The sequence below is a fragment of the Streptomyces sp. NPDC055749 genome, assembly GCF_053617235.1.
Genome location: NZ_JBSHFH010000013.1, coordinates 102,133 through 127,117, shown reverse-complemented (window position 1 = coordinate 127,117; position 24,985 = coordinate 102,133). Strand labels below are relative to the sequence as shown.

The 24,985-nt window shown below is 69.3% G+C and carries 26 protein-coding genes; 20 read left to right on the top strand and 6 right to left on the bottom strand.

The features are described from left to right. The first annotated feature begins 120 nt into the window (after nucleotides 1–120). On the top strand, nucleotides 121–1,041 hold the full coding sequence (locus tag ACWGO0_RS12815; protein WP_453532385.1) for an SDR family oxidoreductase: 921 nt from the start codon (nucleotides 121–123) through the stop codon (nucleotides 1,039–1,041). 179 nt (nucleotides 1,042–1,220) lie between these two features. On the opposite strand, the gene ACWGO0_RS12810 is transcribed toward ACWGO0_RS12815, so the two are convergent. The 3 genes from ACWGO0_RS12810 to ACWGO0_RS12800 form a co-directional block, all read right to left on the bottom strand. Next, nucleotides 1,221–1,655, bottom strand: a complete 435-nt coding sequence (locus ACWGO0_RS12810; protein ID WP_453532383.1) for a nuclear transport factor 2 family protein — start codon at nucleotides 1,653–1,655, stop codon at nucleotides 1,221–1,223. A gap of 70 nt (nucleotides 1,656–1,725) precedes the next feature. Next, nucleotides 1,726–2,157 carry an LLM class flavin-dependent oxidoreductase gene (locus tag ACWGO0_RS12805; RefSeq protein WP_453532530.1) on the bottom strand — a complete coding sequence of 144 codons (432 nt, stop codon included), beginning with the start codon at nucleotides 2,155–2,157 and terminating at the stop codon, nucleotides 1,726–1,728. After that, nucleotides 2,082–2,585 carry an LLM class flavin-dependent oxidoreductase gene (locus ACWGO0_RS12800; protein WP_453532380.1) on the bottom strand — a complete coding sequence of 168 codons (504 nt, stop codon included), beginning with the start codon at nucleotides 2,583–2,585 and terminating at the stop codon, nucleotides 2,082–2,084. Before ACWGO0_RS12800 ends, ACWGO0_RS12805 begins: the two co-directional genes overlap by 76 nt. A gap of 207 nt (nucleotides 2,586–2,792) precedes the next feature. Between ACWGO0_RS12800 and ACWGO0_RS12795 the strand changes: the two genes are divergently transcribed. The 18 genes from ACWGO0_RS12795 to ACWGO0_RS12710 all read left to right on the top strand — a co-directional run bounded on the left by ACWGO0_RS12795 (nucleotide 2,793) and on the right by ACWGO0_RS12710 (nucleotide 21,826). Next, nucleotides 2,793–3,593 (top strand): TetR family transcriptional regulator, encoded by an 801-nt coding sequence (locus tag ACWGO0_RS12795; protein ID WP_453532377.1) that lies wholly within the window; start codon nucleotides 2,793–2,795, stop codon nucleotides 3,591–3,593. Next, complete coding sequence (locus ACWGO0_RS12790) at nucleotides 3,532–4,032, top strand: ABC transporter permease (protein ID WP_453532527.1); 501 nt, start codon at nucleotides 3,532–3,534, stop codon at nucleotides 4,030–4,032. The genes ACWGO0_RS12795 and ACWGO0_RS12790 overlap by 62 nt, the downstream gene beginning before the upstream one ends. 55 nt (nucleotides 4,033–4,087) lie before the next feature. Beyond that, on the top strand, nucleotides 4,088–5,083 hold the full coding sequence (locus tag ACWGO0_RS12785) for an ABC transporter ATP-binding protein (RefSeq protein WP_453532524.1): 996 nt from the start codon (nucleotides 4,088–4,090) through the stop codon (nucleotides 5,081–5,083). Further along, nucleotides 5,080–6,105, top strand: coding sequence for an oligopeptide/dipeptide ABC transporter ATP-binding protein (locus tag ACWGO0_RS12780; protein ID WP_453532374.1), 1,026 nt, complete (start codon nucleotides 5,080–5,082; stop codon nucleotides 6,103–6,105). The genes ACWGO0_RS12785 and ACWGO0_RS12780 overlap by 4 nt, the downstream gene beginning before the upstream one ends. After that, a complete protein-coding gene (locus tag ACWGO0_RS12775) occupies nucleotides 6,102–7,328 on the top strand; it encodes an NADH:flavin oxidoreductase (RefSeq protein WP_453532372.1) in 1,227 nt (408 codons plus the stop codon). Before ACWGO0_RS12780 ends, ACWGO0_RS12775 begins: the two co-directional genes overlap by 4 nt. Then, on the top strand, nucleotides 7,325–8,323 hold the full coding sequence (locus tag ACWGO0_RS12770) for an amidase (RefSeq protein WP_453532369.1): 999 nt from the start codon (nucleotides 7,325–7,327) through the stop codon (nucleotides 8,321–8,323). Before ACWGO0_RS12775 ends, ACWGO0_RS12770 begins: the two co-directional genes overlap by 4 nt. A gap of 63 nt (nucleotides 8,324–8,386) precedes the next feature. Beyond that, nucleotides 8,387–8,755 (top strand): amidase family protein, encoded by a 369-nt coding sequence (locus ACWGO0_RS12765; RefSeq protein ID WP_453532521.1) that lies wholly within the window; start codon nucleotides 8,387–8,389, stop codon nucleotides 8,753–8,755. 370 nt (nucleotides 8,756–9,125) lie between these two features. Further along, nucleotides 9,126–9,584: an SseB family protein gene (locus tag ACWGO0_RS12760; protein WP_453532518.1), complete on the top strand. Its 459-nt coding sequence runs from the start codon at nucleotides 9,126–9,128 to the stop codon at nucleotides 9,582–9,584. Beyond that, on the top strand, nucleotides 9,581–10,228 hold the full coding sequence (locus tag ACWGO0_RS12755; protein WP_453532366.1) for a hypothetical protein: 648 nt from the start codon (nucleotides 9,581–9,583) through the stop codon (nucleotides 10,226–10,228). Before ACWGO0_RS12760 ends, ACWGO0_RS12755 begins: the two co-directional genes overlap by 4 nt. After that, nucleotides 10,228–14,880, top strand: coding sequence for a putative T7SS-secreted protein (locus tag ACWGO0_RS12750; protein ID WP_453532363.1), 4,653 nt, complete (start codon nucleotides 10,228–10,230; stop codon nucleotides 14,878–14,880). Before ACWGO0_RS12755 ends, ACWGO0_RS12750 begins: the two co-directional genes overlap by 1 nt. A 4-nt stretch (nucleotides 14,881–14,884) precedes the next feature. After that, on the top strand, nucleotides 14,885–15,280 hold the full coding sequence (locus tag ACWGO0_RS12745) for an Imm7 family immunity protein (protein ID WP_453532360.1): 396 nt from the start codon (nucleotides 14,885–14,887) through the stop codon (nucleotides 15,278–15,280). Nucleotides 15,281–15,732: 452 nt separating this feature from the next. Continuing rightward, the gene (locus tag ACWGO0_RS12740; protein ID WP_453532357.1) at nucleotides 15,733–16,635 is read left to right on the top strand and encodes a HipA family kinase; all 903 of its coding nucleotides are present in this window, start codon (nucleotides 15,733–15,735) and stop codon (nucleotides 16,633–16,635) included. After that, nucleotides 16,632–17,015 carry a DUF3037 domain-containing protein gene (locus ACWGO0_RS12735; protein WP_453532354.1) on the top strand — a complete coding sequence of 128 codons (384 nt, stop codon included), beginning with the start codon at nucleotides 16,632–16,634 and terminating at the stop codon, nucleotides 17,013–17,015. Before ACWGO0_RS12740 ends, ACWGO0_RS12735 begins: the two co-directional genes overlap by 4 nt. A gap of 217 nt (nucleotides 17,016–17,232) precedes the next feature. Beyond that, on the top strand, nucleotides 17,233–17,994 hold the full coding sequence (fabG, locus tag ACWGO0_RS12730) for a 3-oxoacyl-ACP reductase FabG (protein WP_453532352.1): 762 nt from the start codon (nucleotides 17,233–17,235) through the stop codon (nucleotides 17,992–17,994). Between the two features lie 20 nt (nucleotides 17,995–18,014). Next, the gene (locus tag ACWGO0_RS12725) at nucleotides 18,015–18,770 is read left to right on the top strand and encodes an SDR family oxidoreductase (RefSeq protein ID WP_453532349.1); all 756 of its coding nucleotides are present in this window, start codon (nucleotides 18,015–18,017) and stop codon (nucleotides 18,768–18,770) included. 117 nt (nucleotides 18,771–18,887) lie between these two features. Continuing rightward, entirely contained in the window at nucleotides 18,888–20,468 is a 1,581-nt protein-coding gene (locus ACWGO0_RS12720) for an ABC transporter substrate-binding protein (protein ID WP_453532347.1), read from the top strand. A 77-nt stretch (nucleotides 20,469–20,545) separates the two neighbouring features. After that, nucleotides 20,546–21,229: a uracil-DNA glycosylase gene (locus tag ACWGO0_RS12715; protein WP_453532344.1), complete on the top strand. Its 684-nt coding sequence runs from the start codon at nucleotides 20,546–20,548 to the stop codon at nucleotides 21,227–21,229. A gap of 123 nt (nucleotides 21,230–21,352) precedes the next feature. After that, nucleotides 21,353–21,826 carry a hypothetical protein gene (locus ACWGO0_RS12710; protein WP_453532341.1) on the top strand — a complete coding sequence of 158 codons (474 nt, stop codon included), beginning with the start codon at nucleotides 21,353–21,355 and terminating at the stop codon, nucleotides 21,824–21,826. 43 nt (nucleotides 21,827–21,869) lie between these two features. Here the strand turns inward: ACWGO0_RS12710 and ACWGO0_RS12705 are convergent, their stop codons facing one another. From ACWGO0_RS12705 to ACWGO0_RS12695, 3 genes are all read right to left on the bottom strand, one after another. Beyond that, nucleotides 21,870–22,334 carry a hypothetical protein gene (locus tag ACWGO0_RS12705; protein ID WP_453532338.1) on the bottom strand — a complete coding sequence of 155 codons (465 nt, stop codon included), beginning with the start codon at nucleotides 22,332–22,334 and terminating at the stop codon, nucleotides 21,870–21,872. Between the two features lie 187 nt (nucleotides 22,335–22,521). Beyond that, nucleotides 22,522–23,034 carry a DinB family protein gene (locus ACWGO0_RS12700; RefSeq protein ID WP_453532336.1) on the bottom strand — a complete coding sequence of 171 codons (513 nt, stop codon included), beginning with the start codon at nucleotides 23,032–23,034 and terminating at the stop codon, nucleotides 22,522–22,524. A 40-nt stretch (nucleotides 23,035–23,074) separates the two neighbouring features. Then, nucleotides 23,075–23,701, bottom strand: coding sequence for a TetR/AcrR family transcriptional regulator (locus tag ACWGO0_RS12695; protein WP_453532333.1), 627 nt, complete (start codon nucleotides 23,699–23,701; stop codon nucleotides 23,075–23,077). A gap of 77 nt (nucleotides 23,702–23,778) precedes the next feature. On the opposite strand from ACWGO0_RS12695, the gene ACWGO0_RS12690 reads away from it, so the two are divergent. Beyond that, on the top strand, nucleotides 23,779–24,978 hold the full coding sequence (locus ACWGO0_RS12690) for an FAD-dependent monooxygenase (protein ID WP_453532330.1): 1,200 nt from the start codon (nucleotides 23,779–23,781) through the stop codon (nucleotides 24,976–24,978). Nucleotides 24,979–24,985 lie beyond the last annotated feature (7 nt).

Sequence of the window (24,985 nt, the reverse complement as noted above, 5' to 3'; positions counted from 1 at the left end):
ACCTTTCCACCAAACGTTTGTTAGGCCCGAAGGTAGCAGCGATACGGACGCCGCGGGAGAGTGTCATGCCACTCAGTGGTGGCGGCGCCCCGCTTCCCGCCCATCGAAAGGACACCCGTCATGAGCTCATCGACCGGTCTGTGCAGCGGACGCGTCGCCGTCGTCACCGGCGCGGGCCGCGGACTCGGCCGCGCCCACGCCCTGGCCTTCGCCGCCGAGGGTGCGAGGGTCGTCGTCAACGACCTTGGGGTGGGCCCCGACGGCTCCGGCACCGCCACCGGCCCCGCGCAGCAGGTCGTGGACGAGATCCGCGCGGCCGGCGGCGAGGCCGTCGCGCACAACGGCGACATCGCCACCGCCGAGGGCGCGGCCTCCCTGGTCGCGACGGCGCTCGACTCCTTCGGCCGGCTGGACACACTCGTCAACAACGCCGGATTCCTCCGGGACCGGATGCTGGTCAACCTGGACGAGGACGACTGGGACGCCGTGATGCGGGTCCACCTCAAGGGCCACTTCCTGCCGCTCAAGCACGCGGCGGCGCACTGGCGCGCCGAGGCGAAGGCCGGCCGCACGCCCGAGGCGAGGGTCGTCAACACCAGTTCCGGGGCGGGCCTGTTGGGCAGCGTCGGCCAGGGCAACTACGCGGCTGCCAAGGCCGGAATCGTCGGCCTGACCCTCGTGGCCGCCGCCGAGATGGGCCGCTACGGAGTCCAGGTCAACGCGATCGCCCCGGCCGCCCGTACCCGGATGACCGAGGCGACCTTCGCCGAGACGATGGCGGCGCCGGGCGAGGGGGCCTTCGATGCGATGGCCCCGGAGAACGTCTCGCCGCTCGTCGTCTGGCTTGGCTCCCCGGCGTGCGCCGGGGTGAGCGGCCGGGTCTTCGAGGCCGAGGCCGGACGGATCACGGTGATGGAGGGCTGGCGCCCCGGCCCCACCGCCGACAAGGGCGCCCGCTGGAGCCCGGCCGAGGCGGGGGCGGCGGTGACCGACCTGCTCGCCGCCGCCGAGGCGCCGCAGCCGGTGTACGGGGCCCGCTGAAACCTGGGGCGTGTCCGCAGAGTCCCGTCTGGCCGGCGGCGTCTGGCAGGCACTCTCGCGGCGTTGCCGAAATGCCCGAGCAGCTCCGCTGCAAGGGCACTCCGGCGCCTTGCGAGAGCACGCACCAGACGCCGCCGGCCCCGCCCTTCGGGCGGACGACGATACTTCGCGGACACTCCCTAAGACCCCTCGGGGTGGTGACGGCCCGTCACCACCCCCGCACCCCCGCCGGCCAGCAGCGCGGGGGACTCCGGACGGCCGTCCAGGATCCGGTTGGTCCGGGTGGTCACCTGCCACCCCGAGGGGGTGCGGCGCAGCCGCCAGTGGTTCGCCGTGGCCCGGCGCACCACGTACCGGCCCTCCTCGTGCACCACCATCAGCGAATGGCACACCGCCACGGCCTCGTCGCCGCCGACCGTGATGTGCGGCGGGCCCACGAGGTGCGCACAGCCCCGCCGTATCCAGCCCTGGTGCGCGGGGGAGCGCACCATCTCACGGATCTGCTCGCGGCCCGCGAGGACGATCTCGTCGATGTCGTACACACCGTCGGGTGCCCAGAGCGCGGCGACACCGTCCGCGTCGCCGCCGTCCACCAGTGGCCCGTACGCGGCCATCGTGCGGGCGATGTCACGTTCGTCCTCCAGTCGTCCGAGCCGGGCTCGACGGCGGCCAGCCGGTCCTCGCTCATGCGCGTGCCTCCCCGGCGATCACGGCGAGCGCCTCCAACTGCTCGACGTAGTGGCTCGCGGACCGCGCCGTCAGCGACACGCCGACCAGGGTGGCCCCGGCCTCGTACACCTTCCGCAGCGCCGTCCTCGTACCCTCGGCGTCGCCGGACGGGTCCTGCGGCCGGCCCGCACTCAGCACCACCTCGAAGCCCTCCGGGAGGGCGGCCGCGGCGACCATCTCGCGCAGCCGCTCCAGCGGCAGCCCGAACGGCACCCAGCCGTCGCCGTGCGTCACCGCCCGGCGCAGCGAACGCGGGGTGCGGCCACGGATCCACAGCGGCACCCGGGCCTGCACCGCGTGCGGCTCCACGATCAGACCCTCGTAGTCGAAGTGCTCACCGTGGTAGGAGGGTTCACGCCTGGACAACGAAGCGCGCAGCGCCGCGATCGCGTCGTCGGCGAGCGCGCCCCGGCCCTCGAACTCCGCACCGAGCAGCCGGAACCTTCCTCCAGACTGCCGACGCCGAGCCCGAGCACGAGCCGCCCGCCCGAGACGCGGTCGAGCGTGCCGTAGCGCTTCGCCAGTGCCAGCGGATGGTGGTAGCCGAGCACCAGAACCTGGGTGGCGAAACGGATCCTGCGGGTCCGGGCCACCAGGTATCCGAAGGTGGCGAGCGGATCCCAGTACGTTCCGCCGCGCTGTTCCGCGATGTCCGCGGGCACGGCGACATGTTCCGAGCAGGTCAGATGGTCGAAGCCGAGCCGGTCCGCGGCCTCGGCGACCGCTCCCAGTTCCTCGATGCCTGCGGTGCGCTCCCAGGGGGAGTGAACGCCGGGGACGGCCGTGACGACGGGACTGTTGATGCCGAGCCGCATGGGGGAAAGCCTTTCTCGGTCAGGATGGGACGCAGAGGGAGAGGCCATCCAAGTTCCCCCGCACTCCACGCGCAGGCCCCGTCCCGGTGGCCGGGAAACCGCGGCCGCTCCACCGGAACACCGCCGCGTTCCGCTGAACGCAACGGGGCCCACGGGGCCCGTGTTGCGCGGGAGAACATCGTCGGCCGGCGGAAGGACGTCAGCACCGTGCCCCGAACGAACGGCGAGAGAACCCCCGCACAACCCACCTCGGCCAAGCAGCGCCAGTGCTACGCCCGGATCCTGCGGGCCGCGGCACGCCTCGGTGCCGAGCACGGTCTCGAACGGATGCAGATGCACGACGTGGCCCGGGAGTCCGGCGTCGCGATCGCCACCCTGTACCGCTACTTCCCGTCCAAGACACACCTGTTCGCCGCGGTCATGCACGACCAGGTGCTCCGCCTCGACGCCGACACCCCTCCGCCGCCGCCGGGCACCGGCCCGGTGGAGGCGGTGAGCGACCTGCTCACCGGGGCGAGCCGACAGCTCTTCGAACAGCCGCTGCTGGCTCTGGCGATGATGCAGTCCAACAGCGTCTCCCATACCGGGGGCGGCGGCGGCCCGGCCCGGCGCACGGACGAGATCCTCATGGACCTGCTGCTGCGCACGGCGGGGGTGACCGACCCCGGCGACCGGGACCGGCGGGTGGTCCGCATCCTGGAGCAGGCCTGGTACGGCCTGCTCACCACCGTCCTGTACGAGCGCTCGTCGGCCGAGGCGGCGCAGGACGGCATCCGGCTGGCCTGCCACCTCCTGATCGGCCCGGTCCTGTCCGGTCAGCGGGACGGTACGCGCTCGCACACGACCGGAGCTCTTACGGTACGAAAGGGGGCCTCCCCCGGGCAGCAGCTCAGCTCGCCGACCGAACCGAGGGAGTACCCATGCCACGGAATGTCGTCGTCACCGGATCCGGATCCGGGATCGGTGCCGCGCTCACCGCGCTGCTCCGCGCCGAGGGCGACCGAGTGATAGGCGTGGACTGCGCAACGTCGCCTTCTCCCTCGCGCTGCTCACCATTCCCGGCATGGTGCGGCTCGCCCGCGCCACGACCATGGCGTACGCCAACCGGGAGTTCGTCGTCGCGGCCCGCGCCATGGGCGCGACCCGCTCCCACATCCTTCTGCGCGAACTGCTGCCGAACGTCCTGCTGCCCCTGCTGTCCCTGGCCGTCGTGATGATCTCGGTCCTCATCGTCGCCGAGGCCTCCCTCAGCTTCCTCGGACTCGGCATCCAGCCGCCCGAACCCACCTGGGGAAACATGATCGCCGAGGGGGAGTGCCGGGTCTTCGAGGAGCACCCGCACATCGTGCTCGTGACCGGCGCCTTCCTCTTCCTCACCGTGTTCGCCTTCAACATCGTCGGCGAGAAGGCTCGCGGGCGATGGGACTCCCGGAGCGTGAAGCTGTGACCACCACACCGCTGCCCAAGGACCCGGCACCGGCACCGGCACCGACGCGCCCGTACTGCTGAGCGCCACCGACGTACGCACCGTCTTCCACACCCCCCGCGGCCCGGTGCAGGCCGTCGACGGTGTCAGCCTGTCGCTGTCCGAGGGCGAGACCCTCGGCATCGTCGGCGAATCCGGATCGGGCAAGTCCGTGCTCGGCCGCACCCTCATGGGTCTCATCACGGACGGCCCGGGCACCACCGTCTCCGGAACCGTCCTGCTCGGCGGCCAGGACGTCCACGCCCTGAGCCCCGCGGGGCGGCGGGCCCTGTGGGGCACCGAGGTCGCCATGGTCTTCCAGGACCCGATGACCTCCCTGAACCCGGTGAAGAAGGTCGGCACGCATCTGTCCGAGAGCGTCCGTCTGCACCAGGGGCTGAGCCGCGCCGAGGCCCGGGACCGGGCCGTCGACCTGCTCCGGCAGGTCGGCATCCCCGAACCGTCCCGGCGCGCACGCCAGTACCCGCACGAACTCTCCGGCGGAATGCGGCAGCGCGTCGTCATCGCCATGGCCCTGGCCTGCGGCCCACGGCTGCTCATCGCCGACGAGCCGACCACCGCGCTCGACGTCACCGTACAGAAGCAGATCCTGGACCTGCTCCAGTCGCTCGCGCAGGACCTGCGAATGGCGACCGTCCTGATCAGCCACGACCTCGCCACCGTCGCCGGCCGCACGGACCGGGTCGCGGTCATGTACTCCGGTCGCCTCGTCGAGTACGCTCCCACCGCCTCGGTCTTCGACCACCCCCGGCATCCGTACAGCAGCGCCCTGATCGCCTCCATTCCCCGCCTCGATCTGCCCCCGCACACCCTGCTCCCCACGATCGAGGGACGCCCGCCCAATCTGCTGCATCCGCCCCCCGGTTGCCGGTTCGCCCCCCGTTGCGGCACGGCGACCGACCGCTGCACCACGGAATCCCCCCGGCTCGCCGGATACGCCGGTGACCGTGACACCGGCGGCGTCGTCGCCTGCCACCACCCCCTGGGCGCCGCCGAGGAGGCAGCCGTATGACGACCAACCGCACCACCGCGACCGAACAGGGCGCGCGGCCACTCGCGTTGAGCGCGCAGAACCTCGTCGTGGAGTTCCCGGCAGGACGCGGCCGGAAGGTGCACGCCGTCTCCGGGGTCGGCTTGGAGGTTGCGGCCAGCGAATCCCTGGGCATTCTCGGCGAGTCCGGCTGCGGCAAGTCCACCGTCGGCCGCTCCCTCATCCAACTCCCGCCCCCGGACTCGGGCACCGTACGCCTCGGCGATGTGACCCTCACCGGGCTCGCCCCCGAGGAACTGCGCCGGGCCCGCGCGCGGATGCAGATCATCATGCAGGACCCGCTCTCCGCCCTGAACCCCCGGCGCAAGGTCAAGGACTTGGTGTGGGAAGGGCTTTCGATCTGGGGGAGCGGCGACGACACCCGCGACAAGGACACCCGGATCGACACGGCGCTGCGCGACGTCGGCCTCGACCCCGCGACCGTACGGGACCGTCGGCCCCACGAACTCTCGGGCGGCCAGTGCCAGCGGGTCTGCATCGCCCGCGCGTTGCTCCTCGACCCCGAGGTGCTGATCTGCGACGAACCCGTCTCCAGCCTCGACGTGTCCGTGCAGGCGCAGATCCTCAACCTCCTGGAGACGACGACGCGGCGGCGCGGGCTGAGCATGGTCTTCATCGCCCACGACGTCTCCGTGGTCAAGAACATCAGCGACCGCGTCATGGTCATGTACCTCGGCAAGGTCTGCGAGGTACTGCCGTCCGACGGGATGCAGTACGAGGCCGTCCACCCCTACACACGGCTGCTGCTCGCCTCCCTCCCCGAGGCCCAGCGCGGCGTCGGCGCCGCCGAGGACCCGGCCGCCACCGCAGGCCCGGCCGCCGAACTGCCCTCCCCCCTGGACCCGCCGTCGGGCTGCCGCTTCCGCACCCGCTGCCCGCTGGCCACTGCACAGTGCTCCGCCGATGAGTCCCCGCTCCGAGACATCAGGCCCGGACACCGGGTCGCCTGCCACCACGCAGAACCGAGGAGGAACCAGCCGTGACCACCACCGGGACACCCGATGTCCTCGCCCCCGCCCAGCTGGGCCCGGTCAAGCTCCGTAACCGCGTCATCAAGGCCGCGACCTACGAGGGGCTCAGTCACAAGTCGCTGGTGACCAAGGACCTCGTCGACTTCCACGTCGCCTACGCGCGGGGCGGCGTCGGCATGACGACCGTCGCCTACTGCGCCGTAGCCAGGGAAGGACGGACCGACCGGCACCAGATCTACTGGACCGACGAGGCGATGCCGGGGCTTCGTGCCCTCACCGAAGCGGTGCACGCGGAGGGCGCCGCGGTCGCCGCGCAGATCGGCCACGGCGGACCGGTCGCCAACCCCAAGGGCAACGGCGCCCCGGCCCTTTCCCCGTCCAAGCACTTCCACGCCACGACCATCAGCTGGGCCCAGGAGGCGTCCGTCGCCGACATCCGGCGCATCACCGACGCGCATGCCGAAGCCGCCCGCCGCGCCGTCGATACGGGCTTCGACGCCGTCGAAGTGCACCTGGGCCACAACTACCTGGCCAGTTCCTTCCTCAGCCCGCGGATCAACCACCGCACCGACGCGTACGGCGGCAGCCTGGAGAACCGGGCCAGGTTCGCCCGGGACATCATGCGGGCCGTCCACGACGCGGTCGGCGGCCGGATCGCGGTCATCGCCAAGATGAACATGGACGACGGCGTGCCCGGCGGCTTCTGGCTCGACGAGGCCATCCCGGTGGCGCAGTGGCTGGAACAGGACGGCACCGTCGACGCCCTGGAAATGACCGCGGGCAGCTCACTGCTCAACCCGATGTACCTCTTCAAGGGCGACGCCCCGCTCGATGACTTCTCCGCGATCGTGCCGCAGCCGATCAAGCTCGGCGTGAAGCTGGTCGGCAAGCGGTTCCTGCGCAGCTACCCCTACCGGGACGCCTACCTCCTGGAGGACGCCCGGCAGATCCGCGCCGCCGTGAAGCTCCCGATGATCCTGCTCGGCGGCATCACCGACCGCCCGGTCATGGACCTCGCGATGCGTGAGGGCTTCGAGTACGTGGCCATGGCCCGCGCCCTGCTGCGCGAGCCCGACCTGATCAACCGGCTGCGGGATGACGCCACCACCCCGTCCCTGTGCATCCACTGCAACAAGTGCATGCCGACCAACTTCACCGGCACCCGCTGCGTGTTGGTAGACCGCAGCACCACCCGCCACGACACCTGGGGCACTCCCGCCGGGTACGTGGCATGAGGCCACCCGACGCCGTCGCGACCGCCGCCGCGGTCAGGAGCGGCGAGACCGACGCCCGTACCGTCACCGAGCAGGCGATCGCCCGCATCGAGAAGCTCGACCCCGGCCTCGGCGCGGTCATCCACACCCGGTTCGACGCCGCACGCGCCGAGATCGCGGCGGGCCTCCCCGAGGGCCCGCTGCACGGCGTCCCCATGCTCGTCAAGGATCTCGGCACCGACGTCGCGGGCCTGCCGGCGACGGGCGGCAGCCGCCTCTTCGCCGGTGTGACCGCCCGCCACGACAGCGAACTGGTCGCCCGCTACCGGCGTGCGGGTGCCGTCGTCCTCGGCACCACCAACACCCCCGAACTGGGCCTCAATGCCTCCACCGAACCGGCACTCTTCGGCCCCACCCACAACCCATGGAGCACCGCCCACTCACCGGGCGGCTCCAGCGGCGGCTCGGCAGCCGCGGTGGCGGCCGGGATGGTCCCCGTCGCGCACGCCAGCGACGGCGGCGGCTCGATCCGTATCCCGGCGGCGGCCTGCGGACTGTTCGGCCTCAAACCCAGCCGCGGGCGCGTCTCGCCCGCGCCCCGCCCCACGACGCTCTCGGGCCTCGTCTCCGGACACCACGCCGTCACCACGACCGTCCAGGACAGCGCCCTGCTCCTCGACGTCGTCGCGGGCCACCTGCCCGGCGACGCGTACGTAGCACCACCCCCCGCCGCGCCCTTCGCCGAACTGGCCCGCCGAGCCCCGGGACGCCTACGGATCGGATTGCTCACCGGACTGCCGGACGGCCCCGACGTACACCCGGACTGCGAAGGAGCGGCACGCGCCGCGGCCCTGCTGTGCGAACGCCTCGGCCACGAGGTCGCCGAGACCACCGCCCGCTACCGGCACGCCGACGTCGGCCGCACCTCCGGCGTCCTGATGGGCGCCGACATCGTCGCCCAGATCGACGCCCGACTGACCCGCCTCGGCAGAACCCTGACCGACGACGACATCTAGCCCTTCACCCGCGTCGTTTACGACACCTACCGCGCCCTCCCCGCAGCCGACGTCAGCCGCGCGCTGCGCCGCGCACAGGAGATCGGCTGGGAGGTCGGCGCGGCGTTCCACGAGTTCGACGTACTGCTCAGCCCGACCCTCGCACAGCCCACCTCACTGCTCGGCACCCTCGACACCACGACCCCGGAGACGATCTACCGCCGCGCCTCCGTCTACTCCGCCTTCACGAGCGTCTACAACGTGACCGGAATGCCGGCCATGTCCGTCCCCTTCGGCCACGACCGCGAAGGCCTGCCGCTGGGCGTCCAGTTCGCCGCACCACTCGGCGGCGAGGGGCTGCTGCTCGCCCTGGCAGCACAGCTGGAACGGGAGGCACCCTGGGGGACCTTGGCAATGGATTCCCAGGAAACGCTCGGCAAGATTCGAAAATAGAAGCCCTGGCCTGACGTCCGGCCGTGAGGCGCCGCCATTGGGTCCTGATCCATCGTTCTGTAGAACTGTCCGATATCGGCAGGTTAGAACGGGATCCCGGGCCGAGGCCGATGTGCAGGTTTACCTGATGCAGGGGTGGATTCAGCCTGTTCGCGGAGCCGTCGTCGGGGTCCATCAGTACCGTACGGAATGAGAGAGCGTCGAGGGTGTTCGCAGGCCCGTCCCTGCGTGTGTGGAGTCGGGCCAGGCCCGCACCCGTGACTGTCTGGCTGTTTTTGCTCGTTGCTTCTGGGAAGCGCGCCGTGGCAGCATTCGGCAGGTGTTCGATAACGGGGATGATCCGGCAGAGTCGCCTGCCCGGCGTTCAAAGATTGCCGACTTGGTCGATTGGCCTGCTGGCGAGGCGTCTTCCGCTGTGCGTGAGGCGCCGGGCCCAGCCCGTGTTATGACGCCGGACGGTGATCCGGCGGCGGTGGCCCGGCGTGAGTTTGCTGTGTTGCTAGGTGAGTTCCGGCGTACGGCGGTGTTGGTGCCGCTGGATTCCCACGGTGATCTGTGGTCGGCGGACCAGGACGGTGTGCGCTGGATCTGTGCGTTCTCGGATGAGGCGGCACTCGCCAGGTTTGCGATCGCTCGTGGGGATGCCGGGCGGGAGTGGACGTACCGGACGGTGCTTGGTGCTCGGTTGTTGGATGTGATGGTGCCGTTGCTGCCGGGCCCTGCAGGGGTGGCGCTGGATGCGGGCAGTGAGGACGGCGGGATGTTGTTCCCGCCGGTGGCGGGCGTCGTGCCGGAGGCGGTTGCGGTGGATCTCGGGGGGATGCAGTGAGCGGGGAGAGTCCTGATCTTGATGTGCCTCCGGAGGCGTTGGCTGCGATCGCAAAGGGGATCGACCTCGCACACGCGGAGCTGAAAGAGCTCGGGTTCATCGGCCAGGCGTCGACGGGTCGGGGGTTCTCGGATCTCGCTCTGTCGGGGCTGGAGTTGGGGCACGGCGGGCTGACGTCGGAGTTCCAGACGTTCTGTGACCGCTGGGAGTGGGGTGTGCGGGCGCTGACGCAGAAGGGGAACGGTTTCGCGCTCGGGGTCGGGTTGTCGGCGGGTTCCTTCGCGGAGCAGGAGCAGTACATCAAGGACTCGTTCAAGGTCGGTGTGAACTCTCTGAACGGGAATCCGCACCTGTCCGAGGACGAGGTCAAGACGATGAGCTGGGACACGATCAGCAGTCAGACGGCCTACGACAACCCTGACTACAGCGCGGAGTCGATGGCCGAGGCCCATCGTGAGGTGGGGCAGACCTGGCGGGACACCACGTACGACGTGGAGGACTCCCTGCTCGACTCGATGGAACGCAATGGGCTGGTGGACCCGGCAGTGCGCGCAGCGGCGGATGAACGCCTGAAGGAGCAGCTTGATCCGTCGCAGGCGACGATCGATCAGGCTGAGCAGCCGCGGTGGGGGGAGAGTCGCTGATGGTGGACTGGGGAAAGCTCGGCGGAGATCTTTACGACGGGGCCGGGAATCTGGTCGACAAGGGCAAGGAGCTTGTCGGCGAGGGGATCGACAAGGGCACCGATGTGGTCGGCTCCGGTCTGGAGAAGGTCGGTGCCGACCAGTGGGCGGATGGGGTCGAGGACTGGGGCGATGAGACCGCGTCCTCGCTGGGTGCGGAGGTCGGTGAGCAGCAACTCGGGCAGAGTGAGGAAGCGAACGAGCTGATCCATGGCAGGCCGGAGAAGATCGCCGCGGCGGTGAAGAACCTCCGGGACTTCCAGAAGGCGTTCGATCTCGTGGGCGGCGGGATGAAGCGGCTCGACTCCGGTCACTGGAAGGGTGTGGCCGCCGATACCTTCCGGGAGAAGTTCCAGACCCTGCCCACCGACTGGCTGCGGGCAGCGGATGCATTCGAGGACGCGGCGAAGGCGTTGGAGACGTACGCCGGGACGGTCACCAGCGCGCAGGGCAAGGCCCGTGAGGCGATCGCGCTCCATAAGGAGGGCAAGCAGGACTACGAGACGGCTGCTGCCGCGTTCCGGGAGAAGGCGGCGGCGTACGACGCGGTCCGCAACACCGATCACCCGCTACCGCACCCTGGGGAGTTCTCCGATCCGGGTGCCGTCAAGCGGCAGCATGCCCAGGAGATCCTGGAGCGTGCCCGACAGGCGCGCAACGAGGCTGCCGAAGCGGCCAAGGGCGCGATCACCGCTGCCATGGCGCACGCCCCGAAGGAACCGACCGGCCTGGACCGTGCCAAGCAGGAGTTCTTCGACTACGGCGTGGGCCAGGGCATCGAGCTCGCTCACTTCGGTGGCGGTGTCATCAAGGGCACAGCGGGACTGGTGAACTTCGTCCGCTCAGTCAACCCGACCGATCCGTACAACCTGACGCACCCGGCGGAGTACTACAAGGGCGTCAACATGACGCTGGCAGGGCTCGTCTCCACCGCAGCCAACCCCGACCGGGCGCTCAAGAATGCGTGGGACGCGGCCAAGGGCGACCCCTCCGAATTCCTCGGCCGGCTGGTACCCGAGCTGGTCAGCACCAAGGGCGCCGGGGGTCTGATCAAGGGCGGCCTGCGGGCCGGCATGAAAGACCTGGCCGACACCCCAAAGGGCAAGAACCGCCACGGACACGAGCAGAACCCCGACTCCAACGCCAAGAAGTGCAGCGACGTCAAGTGCGCCGGAGACCCCATCGACGTCGCGACCGGACGCATGCTGCTCCCGCAGACGGACATCGTGCTACCGGGATCGCTGCCCCTGGTTTTCGGGCGCGTCTTCGACTCCTCCTACCGAGCCGGCCGCTGGTTCGGAGCTGGCTGGTCGAGCACGGTCGACCAGCGTTTGGAGATCGACGCGGAGGGAGTGGTGTTCAGCTGCGACGAGGGCAGCCTCCTCGCCTATCCGCATCCCGCACCCGGCGTTCCTGTCATGCCAACGCACGGGCGGCGCTGGCCTCTGGACCGGGTGAACGACGGCTATACCGTCACCGACCCGGAATCCGGCAGGGTCCGGCACTTCGTCGACCAACCCAGTGGAGAACTGGCGCTTCTGGCTCAGATCGACGACCGCAACGGCCGCTGGATCACCTTCGAGTACGACCAGACGGGTGCTCCCGCGTCGATCGTGCACCACGGCGGCTACCACCTGAAGCTCACCACGAGCGAAGGAAGAGTCACCGCCCTGCACCTGGCAGGCGGCGCCCCTGACGGCACCGACCAGGAAATCCTCCGCTACGGCTACACCGACGGCCACCTCACAGCGGTCACCAACTCCTCAGGCAAGCCCCTGCGTTTCGACTGCGACGACCTGGGCCGTATCACCGCGTGGACGGACACCAACGGCAGCCGGTACGAGTACGTCTACGACGAACACGACCGCTGCGTCTACCAGACCGGTACCAACGGCCACCTCGAAGCCACCTTCACCTGGGACGACACCGACCCCGCCACCGGCCTGCGCATGACGTCCATGACGGACGGCCTCGGCCACACCGCGCGCTATGTGATCAACGACCGCTCCCAGGTCGTCGCTGAGATCGACGCCCTGGGCGCGGTCAACCGCTTCGAGTACGACCGCTTTCACCGGCTGTTGTCCGTCATGGACCCGCTCGGACACATCACCCGCTCCACGTATGACGAGCACGGCCGCCTCACCTCGGTAGTCCGCCCGGACGGGCGGAAACTGACCGCCGACTACAACGACATCGGCCTACCGGTGCGCGTCAAGGGCGCGGACGGGACGATCACTCGGCAGACCTACGACGAGCGCGGCAACCGTACGTCGGTTACCGAGGCCTTTGGCGCGACGACGGGCTACTCGTACGACGAAGCCGGACACCTCACGTCCGCGATCGATGCATTCGGGCACCGCACGGTGGTGCGGTGCGACAAGGCTGGTCTGCCCGCCGAAATAGTGGACCCTCTGGGCGCGACGACGTGTTACGAGCGGGACGCCTACGGACGCCTGGCTTCAATGACCGACGCCCTGGGAGCTGTCACTCGGTTCACCTGGACCACGGAGGGGAAACTGGCCCACCGTACCGACGCCGACGGCAGCGAACAGTTCTGGACGTATGACGGTGAAGGTAACTGCCTCACACACACTGACGCCATGGGAGGCGTTTCCACCTTCGAGTACACAGATTTCGACCTGCTCGTGGCACGGACCGGCCCGGACGCGGCGCGGTATGCGTTCAGCCATGACTCGCTGCTCCGGCTTAGCGAAGTGACGGATCCACAAGGGCTGACCTGGAACTACCAATACGATCCGGCCGGCCGGCTGACCGCGGAGAGCGACTTCGACGGCCGGGTGTTGACATACACCTACGATGTCGCGAGCCGCATGGCCTCCCGCACCAACGGTGCCGGTCAGACCATTCGGTTTGAACGCAACGAGCTTGGCCAACTACTTCGCAAAAACGCGGACGGAGTTCTCACCCACTACGAGTACGACGTCTTCGACCAGCTGGCCGGCGCATCAGGACACGACATCACTCTGACCCGGATGCGGGACCGTTACGGGCGCCTGAAGTACGAGACCGTCAATGGTCGACGTATCTCTTTCGAGTACGACGCCCTCGGACGCCGCACCGGCAGAAAGACCCCCGGCGGAGCCGTCAGCGCCTGGACCTACGATGCAGCAGGCCGACGTGATGAACTCACGACTGCCGGTCGAACCCTCACCTTCGAACGGGACGCGGCGGGGCAGGAACTGACCCGGCATATCGGCCCGACAGTCACGCTTAGGCGCGAGTTCGACATCATGGGCCGCGTCACCGCGCAGCACGTTACAGCGGCGAACCGTACTCTTCAGCATCGCGCTTACTCGTATCGCGCCGACGGAAACCTTACCGGCATCGAGGATCAGCTCCGCGGCAGCCGAACCTTCGACCTGGACTCCCTGGGCCGGGTCACGGCCGTGCACGCGTCGAACTGGACCGAGCGATACGCGTACGACGCCGCAGGAAACCAGACCGAAGCGACCTGGTCAGCTGCGCACGCCGGTCAGGATACGGTCGGTGCCCGAACCTATACGGGTACGCGAATCAGCACGGCGGGGAACGTCCGCTATGAGCACGATAAACAGGGGAGAATCGTACTCCGCCAGAAGCGGCGCCTTTCCCGAAAGCCTGAAACGTGGCGTTTTGTCTGGGATGCTGAAGATCGGCTCGTTTCGGCGGTTACGCCTAATGGAACAGTGTGGCGCTACCAGTACGATCCGATGGGCCGTCGTGCAGCCAAGCAGCGCCTTGCCGAGGGTGGCAGCATCATCCTGGAGCAAACCTATTTCACCTGGGACGATGTGCAGCTCTGCGAGCAACTGGCCACCGGGGAGGGAATGCCCAACCCTGTCATGCTCACGTGGGACTACGACGGCGCCCGTCCGCTGGCGCAGGTGGAACAGCTACTTTCAGTAGATGCGCCGCAAGAGATCGTCGATGAACGATTTCTCTCCATCGTTACCGACCTGATCGGCACCCCCAGTGAACTTATCCACGAGTCGGGCGAGATCGCCTGGCAGGCACTTACAACGCTGTGGGGCACAACGACCTGGGCGAAAAATAGTACGTCCTACATACCCCTTCGATTCCCGGGTCAGTATTTCGACCCCGAGACCGGCCTGCATTACAATCTTTACCGCCACTATGATCACGAGACGGGTCGCTATCTCACTCAAGACCCTCTGGGTCTTGCTCCTGCACCCAACCCCGCTACGTATGTTCGTAACCCTCATGCCTGGAGTGACCCCCTTGGGCTGGCTCCGTGCGAGAACAATGGCGGACTCGGGCAACTCGTCAAGGTTCACAAGCCTGACCCTGCTGCTGATGCGCTGGCTGAGCGTCTCGGCGGGGAGTCCAGGGTAAAGTTCGAAAATGACCCCAAAGGTAGGGAAATTGACGCGGTCAGTGATGAGTATGTGGCTCAATCGAAGCCGGCTGGAATGCTCGTGGGGAGCGCGTTTAGAAACCAGGTAAAAGCCACGTTCGAATATGCGATACAATCCGGGCGAACTCCCTATTTTCACTTCGAAGGCCCAACGGGTCCAGGTGTAATAGAGAAAATCCACGAGTACGGTCGACGATACGGAGTCGATCCCGTGATCGACATGGAGCCATTGGGGTGACGTAATGTATGAGTTTCATGGTTGGTTTGGGGTCGCTGAATCCCCTGAGGAGTCTGACGTCGGCACTCTCGACTCCGGAATCGCCGAGTTGCGGACTCGGGTCGCCGGAATTAATTGGGCAACTGGCGAAGTAGAGCTGAAAGTCCATAATGGAGAGTTCTTCGTCCTCGCCAATGGCCTCATGAACCGGCGCCGTGACGAAGCTGCTGACTTGGAGAGTCTTCTCCAGTACATTGCGGCTCGTTTCCCTGGCTCATGGGGGCTGCTTTATGAGCGATCGTCCGACATGGACGTGCCGCCGGGTCAAGGGGCGTTCCGTGTTCGTGTGATGGCCAGGGGCGAGATCAATGTGCGCTTGGATCCATTTCTTTCCCCCGTCCGGCCTACCATCGAAGACTGAGTGAATCCGTCGGGGGACACTCGGGGAGTTCGGTGAGGTCCCGCTTGTTTTTCCCGAGGTGGTCGGCTCCTGTCCGTCCCCGACCCCGGCGCAGGTCCCGGCACTCACCGCACGCATGACCCGCTCGGCAACCTTTGTGGCACCACAACAATATGGGTCCGCAACTACATCGACGGGCGATGTCGTGATGAGGACGTTGCTTCCTGGTATCCCCGCGATGACCATCTCGGTCTCTCGCCCGACCGGGCCACCGTGTGGTCCGCTTCAACGCCCGCCATGTGACCTGTGCCCCGACCGGTCCGTCTGCGCGAGGGGCAGCTCAGCGCGCACAGTGCACCAGTGCCTCGACGCACGTGGTGTCCCCGTGGCATCCGAGGCACCGAGTGAGGGGTGCCCTGCTGCCCGCGCCAGCACGCGCGAAGACCTCACGGCGGGCCCGATAGCCTGGCGAAATGCTCACAGAAGTCACCGCAACCCGCTACGTCACGCCCCTGCGGGAGGGCGGCTCGCTCCCCGGTATCGTCGAGGCCGACGATCTCGGTACGTACGTCATGAAGTTCACCGGCGCGGGGCAGGGCCGCAAGACCCTCGTGGCCGAGGTCATCTGCGGTGAGCTCGGCCGGCGGCTGGGGCTGCGTGTTCCGGAGCTCGTGACCATTCAGCTCGATCCCGTCATCGGGCTCGCGGAGCCGGACCAGGAGGTCCAGGAGCTGCTGAAGGCGAGTGGCGGGCTGAATCTCGGTATGGACTTCCTGCCTGGCTCGCTGGGGTTCGACCCGCTCGCCTATCAGGTGGAACCGGCCGAGGCCGGGAAGGTCGTCTGGTTCGACGCGCTGATCAACAACGTCGACCGGTCGTGGCGGAACCCCAACATGCTCGTCTGGCACGGTGATCCCTGGCTGATCGACCACGGTGCCACGATGATCTGGCACCACAACTGGCCGGGGGCGCAGGCATCGGCGGCCAAGCCCTACAACGCGTCGGACCACGTCCTCGCGCCCTTCGGCCCGGACATCGCAGCCGCGGCTGCCGAGCTGGCCCCGCTCGTCACCGAGGAACTGCTCACCGAGGTCGTCGCCGACGTGCCCGACGAGTGGCTGGTCGACGAACCCGGCTTCGATTCGACGGACGCGCTGCGCCGGGCCTATGTGGCACCGCTGCTGGCGCGCGCCGACGGCATTCACGAGCGGATCTCGCTGGACGCGCCGACCGGGACGAAGCCCTCGCAGGCTCCCGGCTGGCTCGTCGAGCGGCTGGACCCCCGGCCCGCGAAGAAGCGCGCCGGGCAGAGCGGCGCCGGGCAGAGCATTGACGAGCAGCGCAGTGACGAGCAGAACAAGGACGGCGGCCGATGACCCAGCGCGATGTCTTCGAGTACGCGGTGCTGCGGGTCGTCCCCAGGGTGGAGCGCGGCGAGTGCTTCAACGCGGGCGTGCTGGTGTACTGCCGGGCCAAGTCCTTCGTAGCGGCCCGTACGCACCTCGACGAGCGCAAGCTCGCGGCGCTGGACCCGCAGGCCGACGTCGTCGGCGTGCGGGCCGCCCTGCGCGCCGTGGAGGGGGTCTGTGACGGCGGCGACGCGGCGGGCCAGGCCTCGGGCGACGATCCGGGCCGGCGTTTCCGCTGGCTGATCGCACCGCGTTCCACGGTCGTCCAGCCCGGCGCCGTGCACAGCGGCCTCACCACCGATCCGGCGGCCGAGGTCGAACGGCTGCTCGACCTGCTCGTGCGCTGATCCGGCACCCGGCGGCGCCGCGCGGGAGGGCCCGGCCGCGGCGCCGGCGAGTGTGACATGCACCCCTGGACCCGTGTGCCGTTGACACCGCGTGCCAGGGCTTCTAGCGTCTCGTCTGCTGAAGGTACTAAGCGGTTGCTCAGCCATCGGGAACTTTTCTGTCAGGGAATGACCCACGTCCGCTGAGCCGCGATCCAAGGGCGAGGAGAACCAAAGCATGTCCACCACCGAGCAGCGCGTCGCCATCGTGACGGGAGCGGCGCGGGGCATTGGCGCCGCCACCGCACTGCGTCTGGCGGCCGAGGGCCGCGCCGTCGCCGTACTCGACCTCGACGAGGCGGCCTGCAAGGACACGGTCGAGAAGATCACCGCCGCCGGGGGCACCGCCCTCGCAGTCGGCTGCGATGTGTCGGACAGCGCGCAGGTGGAGGCCGCCGTCGCGCGGGTCGCCGCCGAGCTGGGCGCCCCGACGATCCTCGTCAACAACGCGGGTGTCCTCCGTGACAACCTGCTCTTCAAGATGAGCGAGTCCGACTGGGACATCGTGATGAACGTGCACCTCAAGGGCGCGTTCCTGATGGCCAAGGCCGTCCAGAAGCACATGGTGGACGCCAAGTTCGGCCGGATCGTCTCGCTGTCCTCCTCCTCGGCGCTCGGCAACCGCGGCCAGGCCAACTACTCCGCCGTGAAGGCCGGTCTGCAGGGCTTCACCAAGACCCTCGCCAAGGAGCTCGGCAAGTTCGGCATCACCGCCAACGCCGTCGCGCCCGGCTTCATCGTCACCGAGATGACCGCACAGACGGCGGCTCGCGTCGGCATGGGCTTCGAGGAGTTCCAGGCCGCCGCGGCCACCCAGATCCCGGTGCAGCGCGTGGGCCGCCCCGAGGACATCGCCAACGCCATCGCCTTCTTCACGGGCGAGGACGCGGGCTTCGTCTCGGGCCAGGTCATGTACGTCGCCGGCGGACCCCTCAACTGACCCGAAGGGCAAGGGACAGCATGACTGTGCAGGACAGTGGCAAGGTCGCCCTCATCACGGGCGGCAGCCGCGGCATCGGTTACGGGATCGCGGAGGCGCTCGTCGCCCGCGGCGACCGCGTCTGCATCACCGGCCGGGGAGAGGACGCGCTGAAGGAGGCCGTCGAGAAGCTCGGCGCCGACCGGGCGATCGGCATCCCCGGCAAGGCTGCCGACGAGGAGCACCAGGCGGCGGCCGTGGCCCGCACCATGGAGACCTTCGGGCGCGTCGACTTCTTGATCAACAACGCCGGTACGAACCCGGTGTTCGGCCCGATGGCCGAGCTGGACCTCAATGTAGCCCGCAAGGTCTACGAGACCAACGTGATCTCGGCGCTCGGCTTCGCCCAGCAGACCTGGAAGGCATGGCAGAAGGACAACGGCGGGGCGATCGTCAATATCGCCTCGGTCGCCGGTGTCTCCGCCTCGCCCTTCATCGGCGCGTACGGCATGAGCAAGGCGGCCATGGTCAATCTGACCCTCCAGCTGGCGCACGAGTTTGCGCCGGTCGTCCGGGTCAACGCGATCGCCCCGGCCGTGGTGAAGACCAAGTTCGCCGAGGCGCTGTACGAGGGCCGGGAGGCGGAGGCGGCTGCCGCCTACCCGCTCGGACGGCTCGGTCTGCCGCAGGACATCGGCGGCGCGGCGGCGTTTCTCACCTCCGGGCAGTCCGACTGGATCACCGGGCAGACTCTCGTCGTGGACGGCGGGATCTTCCTGAACGCGGGCGTCGGCTGAGACGGACTGAGTGGGTTTCGCCCTGATTGACTCAAGTGCCCCGTCGGGCCAGCGGATTGGTCCGACGGGGCGCTGCGGTATGGTCTGCCGACCCATGGCTGAACGAGGAGCGTGCACGTGTTCTACCGGGCCAGTCTGCAGGCTGCTGCAGCCCTTGCTTCCCTGTCACTGCTGGCCGGCTGCGGTCTGCTGTCCGACAGCAGTTCCGAAACGGATCAGCAGATATCGGTCGGTACGACGAGCTCACCCTCGACGCTCGACCCCGCCGCGGCCTGGGACGGCTCCTGGGAGCTGATGCGGAATGTCTTCCAGACCCTGGTCAGCTTCCCCACCGGCAGTACGAGTCCCGAGCCCGACGCGGCCGACTCCTGCACGTTCACCGACGAAACGAGCATGGCCTACCGGTGCAAGCTCCGTAAGAACCTGAAGTTCTCCAACGGCGAGAAGATCGATGCGGAGGCCGTGAAGTACTCCATCGACCGCATCAGGACGATCAAGGTCAAGGGCGGCCCGCTCGGCATGCTCGGCTCGCTGGACCGGGTGGAGACGAAGGGCGACGACGAGGTCATCTTCCACCTCAACAAGTCGGACGCCACCTTCCCGTTCATCCTCGCCACCCCGGCGATGTCGCTGGTCCCGCCCAACGAGTACCCCAAGGACAAGATCCGCGACGACGGGAAGGTCACCGGCTCGGGGCCGTACCTCCTGGGGTCGTACGAGCCCAAGAAGACGGCGGAGCTGACGAAGAACCCCGACTACAAGGGCTTCGCCAACCGCAAGAACAACGCCGTGACCATCCGGTACTTCGATGACTCCGCCTCGATGGTGGCAGCTCTGAAGAAGAAGGAGATCGACGCCACGTACCGCGGTCTGACCGCCGAGGAAGTGGTCAGCCTGGAGGACAACAAGTCCGACAACAACGGTCTCCAGATCGTCGAGACGGTCGGCGCGGACATCCGCTTCCTGGTCTTCAACCCGAAGGACCCGGCGGCGGGGAACCCCGCGGTACGCCGGGCCATCGCCCAGCTCGTGAACCGTGACGCACTGGTCGCCAAGGTCTACCAGGGCACCGCGGAGCCCCTTTACTCGATGGTGCCGAAGGGCATCGCAGGGCACACCACCCCCTTCTTCGACACCTTCGGCGATCCCAGCGAGGCCAAGGCCAAGGCGATCCTCACCAAGGCGGGCATCACCGAGCCGGTCAAGATGACCTTCTGGTTCACGACCGACCGGTACGGCTCGTCGACCGCTCCCGAGTTCGCCGAGCTGAAGCGTCAGCTGGAGGCGTCCGGGCTGTTCGAGATCACGCTGAAGAGCGCGCCGTGGACCAGCTTCCAGGAAGGCTTCACCAAGGGTGAGTACCCCGTCTTCGGCCGTGGCTGGTTCCCGGACTTCCCGGACCCGGACAACTTCATCGCCCCGTTCGTGGGCGCCGAGAGCGTCACCGGCACCCCGTACCTGAACAAGGAGATCACCGACCAGCTGCTCCCCGCCTCCCGCCAGGAGAGCGACCGGGGTGCGGTCAGCAAGCAGTTCGAGCAGGCCCAGCAGATCCTCGTCGAGGACGTCAGGCTGCTGCCGCTGTGGCAGGGCAAGCTGTACGTCGCGGCGGGCGAGGACATCGGCGGCGGCGAGCGGGCCCTCGACCCGCAGACGGTCATGCAGATGTGGGAGCTGTACCGCAAGACCAGCTGGTAGGGCTCGCGGGGGTCGTTGTCAGTGGCCCCCGGTAGGTTCTGTGATCAAGAACTGATTGCTTACCGGAGGTTGTGGACGTGACCGACACCGACCTGCTGCCCGAGTCCTGGCGCGGCGTCCTCGGCGAAGAACTGCAGAAGCCGTACTTCAAGGAGCTTGCGGACTTCGTCGAGGAGGAGCGGGCCAAGGGGCCGGTGTATCCGCCGCGCGAGCAGGTCTTCGCCGCGCTGGACGCCACTCCGTACGACAGGGTGAAGGTCCTCATCCTGGGCCAGGACCCGTACCACGGTGCGGGCCAGGGGCACGGGCTGTGCTTCTCCGTGCAGCCCGGCGTCAAGACGCCCCCCTCGCTGCGCAACATCTACAAGGAGATGCAGGCGGAGCTCGGCCTGCCGATCCCGGACAACGGATATCTGATGCCGTGGGCCGAGCAGGGCGTCCTCCTGCTCAACGCCGTGCTGACGGTCCGGGGCGGCGAGGCGAACTCGCACAAGGGCAAGGGCTGGGAGAAGGTCACCGACGCGGTGATCAGGGCCGTGGCCGCCCGCCCCGACCCCGCCGTCTTCGTGCTCTGGGGCAACTACGCGCAGAAGAAGCTCCCGCTGATCGACGAGGAGCGCCATGTCGTGGTGAAGGGCGCGCACCCCTCTCCGCTCTCCGCGAAGCGGTGGTTCGGCTCCCACCCGTTCACCAGCATCAATGAGGCCGTCGCCGCGCAGGGGCACGAGGCCATCGACTGGCGCATCCCCGACCTCGGCTGACCGGGCCGGCATGCAGTGCGCGGACCGGGCCGACGGGGCCGGGTCCGCGCCTGAGCGGGATTGCCACCCGCGGCGGCTAGCGTCGGGACGACCGGGGACCGGACGGGCGCGAAGGAGACCGCAGTGGCAGAGCAGCAGGAGGCGTCACAGGACGCCGTCATGACCAGGATCGGCCAGGCGATCATGCTGCTGCACGGCGGGGACAGGGAAGAGGCCCGGAACCGCCTCGGTGCCATCTGGTCGGAGATCGGCGAGCACGGCGACGCCCTCCACCGCTGCACCCTCGCGCACTACATGGCCGACACCCAGGACGACCCGGGGGACGAACTGGCCTGGGACCTGCGGGCGCTGACCGCGGCGGACGGCCTCACCGACGAGCGCGCGGCGCAGCACCGGGACGCGCTCGCCGTGCGCGCCTTCTACCCCTCGCTGCACCTCAGTCTCGCGGTGGACTATCTGAAGCTCCATCGCCCCGAGGCGGCCCGCCTCCACCTGGACCGGGCGCGCGATACCGCCGGCGTCCTCACGCACGACGGGTACGGGGGAGGCGTGCGGGCGGCCATCGGGCGGCTGGAGCAGCGGATGCGCGACCAGTGACAGAGGCCGGACAGCTGGTCGGCCGGACAGCGGGTCAGCCGGATCAGCGGCCGTAGGTCTCCTCGCAGATTCTGGCCTCGGCGCTGCCGGCGGGCCATCCCCCGTAGCCCCGCCCGAGAGCGCAGACGTCCGTCCCGGTGAGGGGCGGGGCGGGTGGCACCGCCACGGCGGCGGGAGGCACGCGGGGAGCCTCGTGAGGCGCCCCGTGCGGTGCCCGCCGGGCCGGCGCCTGGGCGGGCCCGCGCTGCTGCGGTGCGCGCGGCGTGGCGCGGCCGGGCCCGGACGGGGCCTGTGGCGGGGCGGCGGAGGTGGACGGCGCGGGATCGGGCAGGGCCCCCAGGGACTCGCGTACGGGTGGTTCCACGATCTGCGGGGCCACGTCCTGGACGGGCCTGGCGCTCTCGGGCCGGGGCGGGACGCCTGCATGCGGCTCCACCGACACGCAGCCGGAGACAGCCGTGACGGCCACCCCCACCAGGAGCTTCGCTGTGATTCTGGTTCGATGCACCCGGCAACTCTGCTGGTGCGCGGGGTGCCCTGGGCGCTGGTGGGCCAGGGTTGGCCCGGACGGGTGACCCGGTCAGCGAGGTGACGGCGCCAGCCACCCGCGGGAAACCGGCTGCCCGGGCGCCGGGCGCGCGCGGGCACCCGGCCTGCCCGGCCAAGGGTCTGTGCGGCCGACCGTCTGGAGGCGGTCAGACCCCGGTCGCTCCGTCGATCCGCTCACGGACGAGATCCGCGTGGCCGTTGTGGCGCGCGTACTCCTCGATCATGTGTGTGTAGATCCAGCGGAGGTTGAACTGCTTGCCCTTGCGGCTCAGGCCGACCGACAGATCGTCGAGCCCGTACTTCGCCGCGTTCGTCCTGGCCAGCTCGATCTCGGCGAGCCAGGTCGTGCGCGCCTCCTCCCAGGTGTCCGTCCCGGTGAGATGGAACTCGCCGTCCGGGTCCTCGTCCGTCCCGTAGATCGGCGGTACGTCCTCGCCGACCAGGATCTCGCGGAACCAGCCGCGCTCGACCTCCGCCATGTGCCGCACCAGCCCGAGGAGCGTGAACTCCGACGGGGGTACGGACGCCTCCCGCAGCTGTTCGTCGGTCAGGCCCGCGCACTTCGAGGCCAGCGTGGCGCGGTGGAAGTCCAGCCACCCTTCCAGCATCGGGCGTTCCGCGGCGTCGATGGCGGGTTCTGATCGTTCAGGTGTCGTCATGGCGGTCATCCTCGCCCATGGAACACGGCCCGGCCAGGCGTTATCCGTTCCGCGGCGCCAGCATGCCGTGGAGCAACTCGGCGAGGCCCGTACGCAGTTCGGCCTCCGTCGGTACGGACCCGCCGTACGAGCCCACGGCGCACGAGAACATCATTCCCTCGCCCCAGGCCGCGAGGGTCAGCGCGTGGCGTTCCGGTTCGGCCGACCCCGAAGCGGTCATCAGCGCCACCAGCGGCTCGCGGAACTGCCGGCCCGCCGCGTCGTAGAACTCCCGGAGCTCGGGGCGCCGGGTGGCCTCCAGCGCCAGCTCGTAGCGGCAGATCAGATACTCGGGGTGGCCCGTCAGATACCGGTGCAGTGCGTGCGCGAGCCCGGCGACCGCATGGTCCGCGGCCTCGGGCGCCGCCGTCCCGTCGTCGGGCCGCGGGAGCTCTCCGGGGGCCAGGAGCCGGGCCTCCTGCTCCGCGAGACGCCGCACGGCTGCCTCCAGCAGCGCCTGACGCGTGCGGGCGTGGTTGGACGTCGAGCCCTGGGGGAGTCCGGCGCGCTCGTCCACCGCGCGATGGGTCAGCCCCCGCATCCCGCGCTCGGCGAGGAGGGTGAGTGCGGTGTCGGCGATCAGATCGGCGCGGGAGCCGCCGGGCGTCCCGTCGTTGCGTGTGGGCATGAGGCCAATCTACCTAGGAAACTACATCTGTAGTACGGTGGAGCACGTCACTACAGGTGTAGTTGCGAGGGGGCGTCATGGCCAGGAACCACGCGGTAGTCATCGGCAGCGGAATCGGCGGTCTGACCGCTGGTGCGGCCCTGCACCGAAGCGGCTGGCAGGTGACCGTGCTGGAACGCGCGCAGTCGCTGGAGCCCGTCGGTTCGGCCATCAGCCTCGCGCCCAACGCCCAGCGCGCACTGGACGTCATCGGGCTCGGCGACGCGATCAGGTCCCTCGCGGCCTGGCAGGGCGACGGCGGGATGCGCACCCCGGCCGGTCGCTGGCTCTCCCGTACGAACAGTGCGGCCGCCGCCGAGCGCTTCGGCGGCGCGCTGGTCCTGCTCCACCGCGCCACCCTGGTCGGCATCCTCTCCGCCGCACTGCCCGCGTCGGCACTCCGTACCGGCACCGCGGCGGAGCTCGTGAGTCCGGGGCGCGCGGGAGGCAGCCGGGCCGTCGTCCGGACGTCGTCCGGGGACATCGAGGCCGACCTCGTCGTCGGAGCGGACGGCATCCACTCGGCGGTACGCGGCACACTCTTCCCCCGCCATCCCGGACCCTCGTACGCCGGATTCACCACCTGGCGCGTCGTGCTCCCGGGCCTCGACCGGCCTTTCGCCCCGCACGAGACCTGGGGCAGGGGCGCCCTCTGGGGCACCCATCCGCTCAAGGACGGCCGCATCTACGCCTACGCGGGCGCCACCGCACCCGCCGGAGGCAGGGCGGCGGACGACGAGAAGGCAGAGCTGCTGCGCCGGTTCGGTGACTGGCACGACCCGGTCCCCGAGATCGTCGCCGCCGCCGAACCCGGACAGGTGCTCCGCCACGACGTGCACCACATGACCGACCCCCTGCCGTCCTTCCACCGGGGCCGCGCCGTACTGCTCGGCGACGCCGCGCACGCCATGGCGCCCATGCTCGGCCAGGGCGGCAACCAGGCCATAGAGGACGCCATCGTGCTGGCCCATCACCTCGCACCCGGCGGCGACCTGGGCGAGGGCCTCGCGGCCTACAGCGCGGCCAGGCTGCCCCGTACCACCGCTGTGGTCCGCAAGTCCGCACAGGTCGCCCGGCTGATGTCCTTGTCCAGCGCACCGGCCGTCGCGCTCCGCGACGGCCTGATGGCCACCGTCAACCGCTTCGGACCGGGACTCGTCCTGCGCACCCTCGACGGCATCGCCGACTGGCAGCCGCCGCAGCGCACGTATGCTGCGGAACCGGAGAGGCGCATATGACAGACGC

Bases quoted from the DNA above. Each gene is read 5' to 3' on its own strand.
- ACWGO0_RS12735 (WP_453532354.1), top strand. From the start codon at position 16,632: ATGACCCAGCGCGATGTCTTCGAGTACGCGGTGCTGCGGGTCGTCCCC.
- ACWGO0_RS12740 (WP_453532357.1), top strand. From the start codon at position 15,733: ATGCTCACAGAAGTCACCGCAACCCGCTACGTCACGCCCCTGCGGGAG.
- ACWGO0_RS12800 (WP_453532380.1), bottom strand. From the start codon at position 2,585: ATGCGGCTCGGCATCAACAGTCCCGTCGTCACGGCCGTCCCCGGCGTT.
- ACWGO0_RS12810 (WP_453532383.1), bottom strand. From the start codon at position 1,655: ATGGCCGCGTACGGGCCACTGGTGGACGGCGGCGACGCGGACGGTGTC.
- ACWGO0_RS12745 (WP_453532360.1), top strand. From the start codon at position 14,885: ATGTATGAGTTTCATGGTTGGTTTGGGGTCGCTGAATCCCCTGAGGAG.
- ACWGO0_RS12690 (WP_453532330.1), top strand. From the start codon at position 23,779: ATGGCCAGGAACCACGCGGTAGTCATCGGCAGCGGAATCGGCGGTCTG.
- ACWGO0_RS12725 (WP_453532349.1), top strand. From the start codon at position 18,015: ATGACTGTGCAGGACAGTGGCAAGGTCGCCCTCATCACGGGCGGCAGC.
- ACWGO0_RS12780 (WP_453532374.1), top strand. From the start codon at position 5,080: ATGACGACCAACCGCACCACCGCGACCGAACAGGGCGCGCGGCCACTC.
- ACWGO0_RS12700 (WP_453532336.1), bottom strand. From the start codon at position 23,034: ATGACGACACCTGAACGATCAGAACCCGCCATCGACGCCGCGGAACGC.
- ACWGO0_RS12815 (WP_453532385.1), top strand. From the start codon at position 121: ATGAGCTCATCGACCGGTCTGTGCAGCGGACGCGTCGCCGTCGTCACC.
- ACWGO0_RS12695 (WP_453532333.1), bottom strand. From the start codon at position 23,701: ATGCCCACACGCAACGACGGGACGCCCGGCGGCTCCCGCGCCGATCTG.
- ACWGO0_RS12750 (WP_453532363.1), top strand. From the start codon at position 10,228: ATGGTGGACTGGGGAAAGCTCGGCGGAGATCTTTACGACGGGGCCGGG.
- fabG (WP_453532352.1), top strand. From the start codon at position 17,233: ATGTCCACCACCGAGCAGCGCGTCGCCATCGTGACGGGAGCGGCGCGG.
- ACWGO0_RS12770 (WP_453532369.1), top strand. From the start codon at position 7,325: ATGAGGCCACCCGACGCCGTCGCGACCGCCGCCGCGGTCAGGAGCGGC.